Raw genomic sequence first — 13,123 nt, 5'->3', positions numbered from 1 at the left:
TGAAGGTATTGTATAACGAATCAAGAATTATAGTTATCTATAGTCTTCGATATCAACTATCGAAATGAATGATAATTGGACAGGAGAAGTATGGATGGAATTGACCTATTTGCGTACCTTTTGTGAAGTGGCCTCCTTGGGAAGCTATACCCGGGCAGGGGAACGCCTGGGCTATGCGCAGTCCACGGTAACAGCTCAGATTGCCAAGCTGGAGGAGATATACGGAGCAGTTCTGCTGGAGCGTTCAGGCAGAGGTATGGTTCCGACCTTTGCCGGGCGCAACCTGCTGCCCTATGCCCGGGAGATGCTGGCGCTGCGCGAAGAAGCCAGGGAGATTATCTCCGGCGGATACAAGGGCCAGTTGACCATTGGGGCTATTGAAACGCTCGCAGCATATTATTTGCCGCATCGTCTCCACCGGTACAGAGGGCGGTATCCTGAGATTCAGCTGCGTGTCGAGCCTGGATCGGAGGCGGAGATTATCGCCGCTGTAAAGGGGAAATCAGCCGATTTTGGGCTAATCTTCGATAAGCCTTATGAATCGGAGGAGTTGGTCTCGCTGCCTCTGCGGCAGGAGCCGATGTATATTGTGGTCCATCCGGAGCATCATCTGGCTAAGGTTGATTCCGCTGCTCCTTCAGCGTTGGCCGGGGAGCCGCTCATTCTTACCGAGGAGGGCTGTACCTACCGGCAATATCTGCTGCAGGCATTAAAGCAAGCCGGAATGTCCCCTCAAGTAGACATGGAATTCGGGAACCTGGAGGGAATCAAACAGGCGGTCAGACATAGGTGGGGTACGGCTTTTTTGCCGGGATACGCCATTGAGGAGGAGCGGCGCTCAGGTGTGTTGAGAGCAGTCCCCTTAACTAACGATGGGGAGGAAGCCTTTTATATTCAACTGATTTACCGTAAGGACCGCCGGCTGCCGGCTGCGTTAGCCGATTTCATAGTTCATATGCAGGAACAGCAATAATAGGGTGTCAGGCTCATTAAAGAAAGACCCCTCCGCCCCAGTAACCGGCGGAAGAGTCTTTCGAAGATCGGTACCTGCACTACCATTTGGAGCCGCCGGAGGAGTTACCTCCGGATTTGCCGCCGCCCCAGGAAGAACCGCCGGAGGAGCGTCGGCTGCTTCCTCCACCGCCCCAGGAGGAGCCGCCGGAGGAACGCCCGCCCCCGCCGAACCCGCCGCCGGAGGACATGCGTCTGCGGGCTTGTTCCCGCCGCTGCTGCTCTCGCATCATCGCCAGATGAGCCTGGCGTTCCTGCTCTTCCTTCTGGCGGATCAGACGGCTTGCTTCGTCTACAAAGGAGGAAATCTGCGAAGCATAGGCACGGCCCAGCGTCTCCAGTTCATCCAGATTATACGGCCGGGCGGACAGCTTGTATTCCAGCTCTGTGTATTCAGGCAGCCGGGCCAGCTGGAACGGGTTCCTGGAAGCGAGCCCTCTGCTGTGCAGCAGCTGCTGGGCTGCATCGACCCGTCCTGGACCTTCGGAAAAAATCCGCGTGACCTTGGTCAACCGTTCATTCAGCTGATCCAGACGTTCAGAGACGCTGCTGAATTGACGTCCAGCTTCGTCTTGAAGTGACAACAGCTGATCCAGAGCCTGGCGTGCCTGCTCGTATTCGCCGCGCTCGTCGCTGGTCCAGGTCTCGATCTGTGGTACCCCGGCGGTACCCTCCTGCAGCCGGGTGCTCCATTCCTCCAGAGTAGTCTGGAGATTGGATACATGTTGTTCAACGTAATGGGTCCGGGCTTCCGCAATCCGGTTCAGCAGCCCGTCCCGGCGCTGGTTCAGCTGGTTCCAGTTCGTGCGGATGGTCTCCAGATCCCGGCGGTTGTTCTGGCGCAGGAGGGCCTGCCGCTCGGTCATGGCGACGGCCTCATCCAGCAGCAGGTCGATCCGGGAGGCAATATTGCGTACGGCATCCATGTCTCCGCTGCGCAGCGGAGCATTAAGGGTTTCCGCTGCTGCCCCCGCCTGCTCCAGATGCTCATAAGGTTTGGCCTTCATGTTCTGAAGTGAATGCTGCTCGATTATACCGGCTATTTGGGTGCGGACCGCAGACATGACGCCCGGAAAAGCCTTGATCTTGTCGTCGTAGATCTCGACATCCTGTAAATCCTGCTCAATCTGCTCCTGCCGCTTCTGGGCCTCCTGAGTGACCTCCTCTGCCGCTATCGGGTCGAACAGCTCAAGCCCGTCGGCCTTGGCTGTCTCTTCCTCCAGCCGCTTTAGATCCCCGGAAAGCTCCTCCAAGCCATACCCCGTTTCCTTGACCGAATCCTTCAACTGTTCATTGAGCTCAGGCATATCCTGCTTGAGTTCGGTAATCCGCTGTTTGACGTTGCGGTCAGCTTCGATGATGACAGCGATCTTTTGTTCCTCCTCCTCCAGGGCGGAGCGGAAAGAACTCACGGTCTGCTGCAGCTGGGCGATTGTTGCCTTGAGTGCAGCAAGCTGATAAAAGGCCGGTGGTTTGCCTTGCCCCTCATTTTGCAGCGAAGAGATCTGCACTAAATGTTCCGACAGCCTTGCAGAAATGCCCTCAACCAGCTGTCCGGTCTTGCCCTGCACGATCCCTTGAAATGGCTGCAGTGATTCGAGCGCCCGGTTGGCCTGGACCAGCAATCTGCCTAACTCCTCCTGCTGCTCCGCAAGCTCCCTGCGGCGGCGCTGCCCTGTTATCAGCACGAACGACACAATAGCCACCAGAGCGGCGCCCACCAGGATAGCGGCTATCCTCAGCACGGGAACAGTAGAACGGGCAGAGCCGGCTGTATCTGGTGCCGGATGGTTGCCGCTCTGAGCTCCTCCTGCCGTCCCCTGCCCCTGTGCAAGGTCTATAGATCGCACGGCTTTCATTAAGGACGTGATCCCTCCTGCAAAATCGCCATCTGCAGCATAGGGAATGAAATACGAATCCAGCAGTAGGGTGAGGGCTGCACTGCCGGACGAGCCGCCTTGACCCTGAGACCATGAGTTGAGCGAGGCCTGCAGCCCCGGATTCTTAAAGTTCAGCTGGACTTCCCGTTCTCCTGCGGAAATGACCAGGAGAATATCCTTTGCAGTCAGTTCCCAGGAGTCATACACACGGTCCGCATAGGGTTCTGAAGCGGTTCCGTTAAACGACTCCACCGTCAAAACATGAAAGGTTAGGCCATCTCCCGCAGCGGTTGTGGCAATGGAGGTTTTTTCACGGCTGCTGAGAATTCCTGCTTCATCCGTAACCAATCCTTGCGGGGCAGGACTTCCTGCGGCGTACACGCCGGGTATCCAGAGCAGGCTGAACACCAGGAACAAAGCTATATATTTTCTCAAGCTGACACGCTCCAATCTGTAGAGGCTTCTGAATGGATATATTATGCGACTAAGTATACTATATCATTAACCCATTCTTTGCCCGCAGATGCGCCTCTGCTCAAATTCGCTGGGGCCGCTTCAGGCTGGATGCAGGGGACTAAGAACATAAAAAAACCGCCCACCCTCAATAAGGGAGGCGGCTATACAGAACCGGATTATCTGGTTTGCAGGCAGAGAATATATTGCAGACGGGATTTGATTTCCTTTTGCCATTTCAAATCTCCGACTTTAACGGCAAGATTGAGCAGATCCAGGTAATCGTCAACTTGCAGTGCCGTCCGTGTGGTGGCAACGTTCATGGGTGTTCAGTCTCCTTTGGATTCAAATATAGTAAGGGAAGCCATTGATCGAATATTCAATAATGATAATCATTATCAGTTGTTAATGTTATTATCCACATTTCCCGCCTAAAAAGCAATATAAAAATGAAAGAACCTGTAAGGAATTTGATATAATTTTAAATATCGGTCAAAAGAGAGGCAGGATTTGCACATTATGCAAATATGGGCAGGAAACCTACCATTTTTTGTCGAATAAAGGGATAGATAAAGGTTGCCAACCGATTTTAAGGGAAAAAGGAGAACATGCGATGAAGCGGTATAACCTCATGCTTCTAATTAGTATTCTGCTTATATTCGCACCCTCTGCCACCGCTCACTCGCAAAGACAGGACCTCATCTATCAGGCAGAGCTGGACTATCCACCTTATAAATATGTACAAAACGGTTATCTGACCGGCTTCGATATTGATTTGACCAGCATGATTTTTGAGAGCCAGAACTACCGGGTCCGGCACAGTACGGGGCAGTGGAAGGAAGTCCATGAACGTCTGGTAAAAGGTGAGATTGACACAACCGGTCTGATGGCAATGTCAGAGGAGCGGGAACGGGATACGTTGTTCTCCGATCCGGTGCTCACAAGCTATATCTCCGTATATGCCCGTGAGAAGCTTAAAGATGAAGTCGATCTGAAGACGCTGGGGAAATACAAGATTGGCGTGGGCAGACAGCAGTATGCCGAGACGGCGCTCCGCAACCAAGCCGGTGTGACCCAATACATAGAATATGACACGATTCCTGTAGCACTTAAGGCCCTTGAGAAAGGCGAGATCGACCTGCTGTTTGAGAATCAGGGTGTGGTCGATTATCTGATTGTAGAACAAGGATTGACCGGCAGTATTACCCGTAAAATGAGTAACCTGTATCCTATCGAGGTAGCCTACGGAGTAAGCAAGTCTTCACCGGAGCTGATCCCGTACATCAACAAACGCCTGGACCGGCTGAGGTCCTCCGGTGCTTTTGACGAGCTGTACCGGCAATATTTTCACACGCGTTCAGATTATCTTGAAGACTTGATACATAAACGGATTATTTACGGAGCGGCTGGAGGGGCTTCCTTGCTGTTGCTGGTAATTCTTTTTCTCAGATTGTATATCAAGCGCTTAAGGCGGACCGTTTATTCGGAACAGCAGTTTTTTGGGGATGTCATTGAGCACACCGGAATGATAGTCTGGGCTGTTCATGCAGACCAAACTATTGTACGGTTCAATAAATATGCCGAACGGATGACGGGGCTTGCGGAACGGTCTGTCCTTGGAAAGACCCTGAACCAGTTGGAAGGGCTTGAAGGCAGTGCTGCTGAGCTTAAGGGGCTGCTATCCAGGGCTACCTATTCCGACTATGTCGGCGATGTGGAGCTGAAGCTGCCGGACCATGACCCGGGGGCAAGGTATTTCTCGATCCGGACCACCCTGATTAAAGGGCTGGATGCCCAGGCGGAGAATATCTATGTGCTTGTAGGCCTGGATATTGATGACCGCAAGCAGAATGAGCTGAAGCTTCGCTTAAGTTATGAAGAGCTGGAATCCACCTATGAAGAGCTTGCTGCAACCGAAGTGGAACTGCAGGAGCAGTTCGATATGCTGCAGGTCAGTGAACGCCGGTTCCGCCTGGCTTCGGAAGGCTCAGGGGCCTACATGTGGGAGCTGGACTGGAAGACCGGAACCTATAAGCTGTCCGAACGCTGGTATGAGATTATGGGTTACACCGAGGAGGAAATCAATTCCTTTGAGGGAGGAGTATTCAGCATTATCCATCCTGATGACCAGGAGTATTCCAATAAAGCCAGACAGGAGCATTTGGCTGGACTTACACCGGTGTATGAGACTGAATACCGGATGCGTACCAAACATAATCAATACATATGGTTTGAAGTCAGAGGCAAGGCAATTGTGGACCCGCAGAACAACATTAAGCTGTTCCTGGGCTCGCTCATTGATATCAGCACACGCAAGCAAGTGGAGTTCAAGCTGAACAACAGCTATCAGGAGCTTGAGGCCACTTATGAGCAGCTTACAGCAACCCAGCAGGAGCTTGTAGGCCAATATGATCTGCTGCTGGAGAATCAGAAGAATATGCACAGGCTGGCTTACAGTGATTCGTTAAGCGATTTGCCCAATCGCGTAAGTCTGCTCGATAGGATGGAGAAGTATTTCCGGCGGCCCGGAGGCAAGGCAGCGCTGCTCTTCGTCGATACCGATAATTTCAAATATATCAACGACACGCTGGGTCATAAATTTGGCGATATTCTGATTCGTCAGGCCAGCGAGAGGCTCCAGTCGGTAGTCCGGACAGGCGACATGCTCTCCAGACTAGGCGGTGATGAGTTTGTAATTTTTCTGAAAAATGAAGATGACCGCAAAGCGGTGCTGGCTCTGGCAGAGAACATCCTGCGCGCTTTCCGGAAGTCCTTTCTCATCGGCGAGAGCAGGCTGTACGTTTCGGTCAGCATCGGGATTTCCTTTTACCCGGAAGACGGGACGACTACGGAAGAGATTCTCAAAAATGCCGATGTGGCCATGTACCGTGCCAAGGAGGAAGGCAAAGGCAGATATGTGCTCTACGATAAATCGATGCATGAGGCGTTCAACGAACGTATGAATATCGAGAAGCATCTGCGCGGAGCGATGACTGGCCATGAATTTGAGCTGTATTATCAGCCGCAGCTGGATATCAGATCGGGCTTTATTTCCGGATTTGAAGCGTTGATCCGCTGGAACAGTCCGGAGCTTGGTTTTGTATCTCCGCTGTCCTTCATCAAAGTTGCCGAGGATTCCAGACTGATTATTGATATCGGGGAGTGGGTGCTCCGCGAAGCTTGTCAATTTATGAAGGATATTCATGACCGTCTGGGCCATCCCTACAAAATATCGGTCAATATTTCGGTAATTCAGCTGCTCCAGGATGATTTCACCATGATGGTGCTGGACAGCCTCCAAGAAAGCGGACTTGAACCGGGATTTCTGGAGCTGGAGATTACCGAGTCTATCTTTATGGAATCCTTCGAGAGTATTGTCAGCAAGCTGGAGTTTCTGAAATCGCGCGGGATTCGCATTGCACTGGACGACTTTGGCACAGGCTACTCTTCGCTCAGCTATTTGCAGCAGCTGCCGATTTCCACACTGAAAATGGATAAAACGTTCATCGATTCGCTGTCCGTAAAGGCCTACAGTCAATCATTCGTCCAAACCATTGTGCAGCTTGGGCATAACATGGGCCTTGAGGTTGTAGCTGAAGGGGTTGAGGAAGCCAGCCAGCTGGAATTTCTGAAGGACACGGGTTGCGATAAGGTGCAGGGTTATCTGATCAGCCGGCCTGTGCCGGAGCGGGAGGTTCTGCAGCTGTTGGAGACGCTGCAGGATTACGGCGTATAGCCGCAAATAACGGGTGCCATTCTGGCATCTGTTTTTGTGTATACGGCAAGTATAATTCTGATATAGATTGAACCTGAAAAATTAAGAATAAGGGAAAAGTGACGGAGGGGGATTTTGGAACTGGAGGAGCGGAAGCGACCGCCCGAAAGCTTTCCGCAGGAAAGCTCGCATCGTAAGCATAAGCTGCCCTGCAGATTTCAACCGAGAACCACGGTATAAATAAAGAAATCTGCAGACGGGCAGCGGCCGGAAGTCCAAACATTCGCTGTAGTCACGATCCAATCCCAAATAAAAAAATTACAAGTTCAGTTTATATAAGAGGAGATTATTTAAATTAATGTTCGCTTTTATGGATGAAATCAAACTTTGTTGAGTCTGGAATTGGTTTATATATGCGAAAATACGAATGATTTATTGAATATACTCTTGACACATTCGCTTATGTTCGATAAAATCCAATTGTCTCATTCAATCTGAATGTTGCTGTTCGTATATCCTCAAAGATAAGGTTTGGGGGTTTCTACAGGGAACCGTAAATTCCTGGCTACGGATAGGGTGCTTTGGCATACCTATGAAGTAGCCGGGATTTTTGTCGTTCTCTAGTACATTCCTATCAAAATCCGATCGCAGTGGAGGAACAGATGAGTAAATATGATGTAATTGTTGTTGGAGCAGGACCAGCCGGGATTTTCGCATGTTATGAGCTGACGCTGAAGGCGCCCCAGTGGAAGGTGCTGCTGGTGGACAAGGGGCATGATATCTATCGCCGGAGCTGTCCGATTCTGGAGGAGAAAATCAAGCTGTGTCCCCCGGCTTCCGGCCGTAAGGAATTTGCCGGCTGTCTGCCCGCTTGCTCGATTACAGCGGGATTCGGCGGAGCCGGTGCATACAGTGACGGCAAGTTCAACATTACTACGGAGTTTGGCGGCTGGATGACCGATTATTTGGCGCCCTCCAAAGTGCTGGACCTGATTCAGTATGTGGATAGTATCAATCTGGAGCATGGAGCCACGGAACTGATTACAGACCCGACAACCGAGAGCATCCGTGATATTGAGCAGCGTGGTTATGCCGCGGGACTTAAGCTGCTGAGAGCACAGGTGCGGCATTTGGGTACAGAGCAGAATCTGGAGATTCTGAAATCCATATATGAATACCTGAAGCCCCGTGTAGATATGGCCTTCAAAGCCGAGGTTGAGGATATCGTGACGGTTAAGGATAACGGAGTACACCGGATCACAGGGATTACAATGAAGAATGGCGACCACCATGAAGCCGGTCAGGTGATGATTGCTCCGGGCCGCGACGGCTCGGCCTGGCTGACAGAGATTCTGAAGAAACGCCGCCTCAAAATGTACAATAACCAGGTGGATGTCGGCGTACGCGTAGAGACCTCGGATGTGGTCATGCGGGAGATTAACGAGCATTTGTACGAAGGGAAGTTTATTTATAACACCTCTGTAGGCACGCGAGTCCGTACCTTTTGCAGCAATCCGTCCGGTCATGTGGTAGTGGAGAATCACAGCGGAGTTATGGCCGCCAATGGCCACTCTTATAAAGACCCTGCGCTGGGTTCCCGGAATACAAACTTTGCCCTACTGGTCTCGCATAAGTTCACGGAGCCGTTTGACAAGCCGAATGAATATGCCCGGGAAATTTGCAAAAGAGCCAATGATCTGTCCAGCGGCGGCGTGATTGTACAGAAGTATGGCGATATTCTGCGCGGCCGGCGCTCCACCGAGACGCGGATCAGCGAAGGATTCCTGGAGCCGACGCTTAAGGAAGCCGTACCCGGAGATCTCGGGCTGGTGCTTCCGTACAACACGATGAAGAGCTTGATTGAAATGGTGGAGGCCCTGGAACGGGTAACACCGGGGATCGCTTCGGAGCATACGTTGTTCTACGGTGTGGAGGCGAAATTCTATTCCGCCCGGCCGAAGCTGAGCGCATCCTTCGAGACGGAAATCTCCGGCCTGTACTGTGGCGGAGATGGAGCGGGCATTACACGCGGCCTGGCCCAGGCGGGTGCGGCGGGTGTATGGGTTGCCCGGGGCATGCTGGAGCGGGCCGGGGTGTAGGAAGGATCCTCCAAGGAACTGTCTTGACGCAGAGTTTTCTGCGAGAGGCAGTTCTTTTTATTTGGACGGTGAATCTATATGTACAGGATAGCGCTGTGTGATACGGATGAATCTTTAATGAAAAAACTAGCGGACACAGGTGCTCTTATTGGAGGCAACGAAGGGGGTTGTCCTTTTATACGGACACAGGTGCTCTTATTGTATGATCTCTAGCCCAAAACGAGGGTCAACGAACATATAGCGGCTCCTGAGTCCGTTTGACCAGAAAAATGAGCTGATTTCGCGAAATAACGTTTCTCCAGTCCGTTAAGTCTGTCAACCGCTTATTTTGAGGTAGAGTGCACTCGGCAGCAGCGATATTGACGATATTCTGTTGAACTTTGCCGGCGGGGTGATCGGCGTTGGCATGTATAAGGGATTAAGTGCAATGATCCGTTCCAGGGAGCGCCTCTTGAGCGTCCTGGTGGGTTTCTTTCTCCTGGCGGGTATCCGCGGAGTTGAGTACATCTTTGAAAATGAGCAGGTGTTGGCCGCACTGGATCTAAGTACAGCGGATGTGCGCGGTGATTTGCTTGCGGCTGGGCAAGACCGGATCACTGTAGGGATGGAATCCAGCCAGGCAGCCGTTGTTTCAGGGGAAGCTTGACGGCATCAACAAAAATAATCTTTGAGCATATTGACGTTGAGAAGAGTAGTCTTTTCAAAATCAGGGTAACCAGCAGATATGAAGAAAAAACGGCCGCTGATCTGAATGCAATCCTGTAGCCGATGGATACGCAGGAGCAGTTGTTTCGCTCGGTTAAGGTCTGGCTCTCCGAGGGGGAGCAACCTGTAGCCGAGACGCTGCTTGTCAGTCTCCCGGATTAAGAGGCCAATGTTGTACCTGATTCCATATGGTCCCCCAGTTTTTCTTCGCAATCCGTTGTTCATAAATAAACGCCAAAGGTTGGCTTGGAGCGAAATCCGGGGTGGGGCGGATCAGCATATTCACCACATCATCGATGCCATGAGGTGCAGCCAGAATCAGCCGGTCCTGCCCGTCCAGAGAGATTCCAAGCGCGGTTGCCGTCTCCGGGAACCTGGACATAGCATCAGTGGATGAGGTATAAGGAGACTGGTTGTTGAGCAGATGCATCCGGGCCTGATTTTTGACCGACCAGGGAACGTCAGCCTTCAGGTTTGATAGCTTTGCTTCCCATTCCTTTTCCACCTTCTCATGGCTGTCCGTTTCGTCAAAATAGATCACATCAACATCAGGCAGTGGTGTCGGGTCTGTGAATCCGTGCTGAACATCCCAGATTTTCGAACGGACAAAGCCGGCGCACACCCACCAGTCCGGCAGCTCCAGCGAGCGAACCGCCCGCAGGATATCCATCATCCACGGATCTGCCTGGACTGCCTCTATAATATCCTCTTCTTTATACATTCTCTGCATGCTCAAACTTTTCGCCTCCTGTACTCGTGCCTCCCTAATCATACCCTATAAGTTCAGCACAGGATGGACAGCGGCGGAAACAATCCTTATAATGACCCGTATATTGTCCACTGGAGGCCGTGACCATGCAATACACCCTGTTGATTCTGCTGCAATTGTTCGAAAGAGCCGCTTTGCTGCTGATGTGTCTGTTTGTGCTGACCCGTCTGCCGCGGTTTAAGGAGATTTTTCAAAAAGAGGCCTATACACGGCAGGAGCTTGCCGTCGCTACGGTTATTTTCAGCCTGTTTGCCATCTTCGGCACCTACAGCGGGATTAACGTAGAGGGATCGCTTGTGAATGTACGGATCATCGCGATTATGGCGGGCGGCATTCTGTTCGGGCCATGGGTAGGGCTGATCACCGGGCTGATCTCCGGCGTCCACCGCTTCCTGATCGATATTGGCGGAGTCACTTCACTGCCCTGCTTAATTACGAGCATTACCGCCGGGGTAGTCTCGGGTGTGATCTACCGCAGGATCTCCGGAGAACGGCGCTGGATCGCCGGAATTGCCGCCGGGATGGCTTGCGAGGCACTGACGATGGTACTCATTCTGGTGATGGCTCAGCCCATGTCGCTTGGAGTGGACATTGTATCCAAAATCGCTTTTCCCATGATTATGAGCCAGATCAGCGTCGGCCTGATCGTCATGCTTGTCCAGAGTGTCGAAGGAGAGAAGGAACGGATTGCTGCCAAGCAGTCCAAGCTCGCGCTGGATATTGCCAATAAGACACTGCCTTATTTTCGCAGCATTAATCCCCAGGCTCTGAAGATCATCTGCCGGATTATTAAAGAGGACATTGGGGCGGATGCCGTGGCCATTACGGATACCCGCTTCATTCGCGCTTACGTTGGTGTGGGTGAGGATTATTATGTCGAGGAAGGGGAGATTATCAGCGATGAAACCAAGCAGACGTTGTCCAGCGGCGAAATAACAATCCGCAACAATGATACGGACCATACGAACCCGGTTATTAAGTCGCTGATTATTATTCCGTTGAAAGAAAAAGGCGAGATCACGGGCGCGCTCAAAATTTACTATACCAAAGCCCATAAGATCACCTATTCCCTGCAAGCAATGGCGGTCGGCCTGTCGCAGATTATCTCCACACTGATGGAAGTCTCACGGGTCGAGGGTATCAAGGAGATGGCCAATAAGGCGGAGCTGAAGGCGCTGCAGACGAGCATTAATCCTCATTTTCTGTTCAATGCGCTGAACGCGATTATCTCTTCAATTCGGATTGATCCGGACAAGGCACGGGAGCTGATTGTTAATTTGTCAGGGTACATGCGGCATAATCTGGAGCTGACGGATGAATTCATCGATATTAAGAGAGAGCTTCAGCAGGTGCAGCAATACGTGGAGATCGAAAAAGCGCGCTTCGGCAACCGGCTGGATGTGGTGTATGACATCGATGAGGTAGAGGTGCGCATTCCCAGCCTGAGCATCCAGCCACTGGTCGAAAATGCGATTGTGCACGGTATTCTGAAGGCCAAAGGCCCGGGAAGCGTGACAATTACCGTAAAAGACCGGGGAGATGTTGTGCGGATAGGCATTCGGAACACCGGCGTGGGCATCAGTGAAGAGACGATGGAACGGGTGTACAGCGGCAGCATGCCGGAGAACAAAATCGGCCTGTACAATGTGCATCAGCGGGTGAAGCTGATCTATGGCCACGGTTTGACGATTCAGAGGCTGGAGCAAGGAACGGATATCTATTTCGATGTAAAAAAGGAGAGCCGATGAGAGCGATAATTGTAGAGGATGAGGTACTGGCAAGACAGGAGCTGGCCTTTCTGATTGAAGCGCACAGCGGGATTGAAATAGCGGCCCAGTTCGAGGATGGGCTGGATGCGCTCAAATATTTGCAGGCCGAAGAGGTCGATGTGCTTTTTCTGGATATTAATATCCCATCCATCGATGGGGTGCTGCTCGCACAGAATATCAGCAAGTTCTCGGTGAAGCCTTATATTGTGTTCATAACAGCCTACAAGGAGCATGCGGCAGAGGCATTCGAGATCGAAGCTTTTGATTATATTCTGAAGCCATACAGCGAGGTGAGGATTAAGGCAATGCTGCACAAGCTGGAGACGGCGTATGCCTCCCGGGGACGGCTTGGGGAAGAGGAGGAGCGGAATCCGGTCAGTAATAAGGTCAATCTGTGGAAAAATGAAAAGATTATCGTCGTCGATGCCGATGACATCTATTATGCTTCGGCGCAGGAGAAGACCACCAGTGTGATGACCAAAAGCGGGGAATACAGCATGGCGCTCAGTATCAGCGATTTTCACAGCCGGCTGCCGCAGGACAGGTTTTTCCGCTGTCATCGCTCTTATCTTGTTAATCTGTCCAAGATTAAAGAAATCATCCCCTGGTTCAACAATACATACCTCCTGCGCCTGCGCGATCTGGACTTTGAAGTGCCTGTAAGCCGCAGCCGGGTCAAAGAATTCAGGCAGATCATGCGCCTCTGAGTGCAGTTCATTCTG

Annotated in this window: 9 protein-coding genes and 1 riboswitch; of the genes, 6 read left to right on the top strand and 3 right to left on the bottom strand. The window is 51.7% G+C overall.

Annotation, left to right across the window (positions count from 1 at the left end; all coding sequences use genetic code 11):
- Positions 1-94: 94 nt before the first annotated feature.
- A complete protein-coding gene (locus IEY53_RS04015) occupies positions 95-973 on the top strand; it encodes a LysR family transcriptional regulator (RefSeq protein WP_189022323.1) in 879 nt (292 codons plus the stop codon).
- 79 nt (positions 974-1,052) lie between these two features.
- Here IEY53_RS04015 and IEY53_RS04010 read toward each other — a convergent pair whose 3' ends face one another.
- Together IEY53_RS04010 and IEY53_RS04005 are read right to left on the bottom strand one after the other, a co-directional pair.
- Entirely contained in the window at positions 1,053-3,326 is a 2,274-nt protein-coding gene (locus IEY53_RS04010; protein WP_189022322.1) for a septation ring formation regulator EzrA, read from the bottom strand.
- A 197-nt stretch (positions 3,327-3,523) separates the two neighbouring features.
- Positions 3,524-3,667 carry a hypothetical protein gene (locus IEY53_RS04005; protein ID WP_189022321.1) on the bottom strand — a complete coding sequence of 48 codons (144 nt, stop codon included), beginning with the start codon at positions 3,665-3,667 and terminating at the stop codon, positions 3,524-3,526.
- A gap of 290 nt (positions 3,668-3,957) precedes the next feature.
- Here IEY53_RS04005 and IEY53_RS04000 point away from each other — a divergent pair, with 290 nt between their 5' ends.
- The 3 genes from IEY53_RS04000 (at position 3,958) to IEY53_RS03990 (ending at position 9,804) form a co-directional block, all read left to right on the top strand.
- The gene (locus IEY53_RS04000) at positions 3,958-7,080 is read left to right on the top strand and encodes an EAL domain-containing protein (protein WP_189022320.1); all 3,123 of its coding nucleotides are present in this window, start codon (positions 3,958-3,960) and stop codon (positions 7,078-7,080) included.
- A 467-nt stretch (positions 7,081-7,547) separates the two neighbouring features.
- A riboswitch (purine riboswitch) is annotated at positions 7,548-7,647 on the top strand.
- A 74-nt stretch (positions 7,648-7,721) separates the two neighbouring features.
- Positions 7,722-9,158 carry an NAD(P)/FAD-dependent oxidoreductase gene (locus IEY53_RS03995; RefSeq protein ID WP_189022319.1) on the top strand — a complete coding sequence of 479 codons (1,437 nt, stop codon included), beginning with the start codon at positions 7,722-7,724 and terminating at the stop codon, positions 9,156-9,158.
- Between the two features lie 373 nt (positions 9,159-9,531).
- Positions 9,532-9,804: a hypothetical protein gene (locus IEY53_RS03990; protein ID WP_189022318.1), complete on the top strand. Its 273-nt coding sequence runs from the start codon at positions 9,532-9,534 to the stop codon at positions 9,802-9,804.
- Between the two features lie 204 nt (positions 9,805-10,008).
- Here IEY53_RS03990 and IEY53_RS03985 read toward each other — a convergent pair whose 3' ends face one another.
- Positions 10,009-10,593, bottom strand: a complete 585-nt coding sequence (locus IEY53_RS03985; protein WP_229695991.1) for a nucleotidyltransferase family protein — start codon at positions 10,591-10,593, stop codon at positions 10,009-10,011.
- Positions 10,594-10,718: 125 nt separating this feature from the next.
- Here IEY53_RS03985 and IEY53_RS03980 point away from each other — a divergent pair, with 125 nt between their 5' ends.
- Together IEY53_RS03980 and IEY53_RS03975 are read left to right on the top strand one after the other, a co-directional pair.
- Complete coding sequence (locus IEY53_RS03980) at positions 10,719-12,380, top strand: sensor histidine kinase (protein WP_189022317.1); 1,662 nt, start codon at positions 10,719-10,721, stop codon at positions 12,378-12,380.
- Positions 12,377-13,108 carry a LytR/AlgR family response regulator transcription factor gene (locus IEY53_RS03975; protein WP_189022316.1) on the top strand — a complete coding sequence of 244 codons (732 nt, stop codon included), beginning with the start codon at positions 12,377-12,379 and terminating at the stop codon, positions 13,106-13,108. The genes IEY53_RS03980 and IEY53_RS03975 overlap by 4 nt, the downstream gene beginning before the upstream one ends.
- Positions 13,109-13,123: the final 15 nt, after the last annotated feature.

Source organism: Paenibacillus albidus (genome assembly GCF_014644435.1).
GTDB classification, from domain to species: domain Bacteria; phylum Bacillota; class Bacilli; order Paenibacillales; family Paenibacillaceae; genus Paenibacillus_AQ; species Paenibacillus_AQ albidus.
The sequence above is the reverse complement of the archived record's forward strand: the minus strand, read 5'-3'. Positions and strand labels throughout refer to the sequence as shown.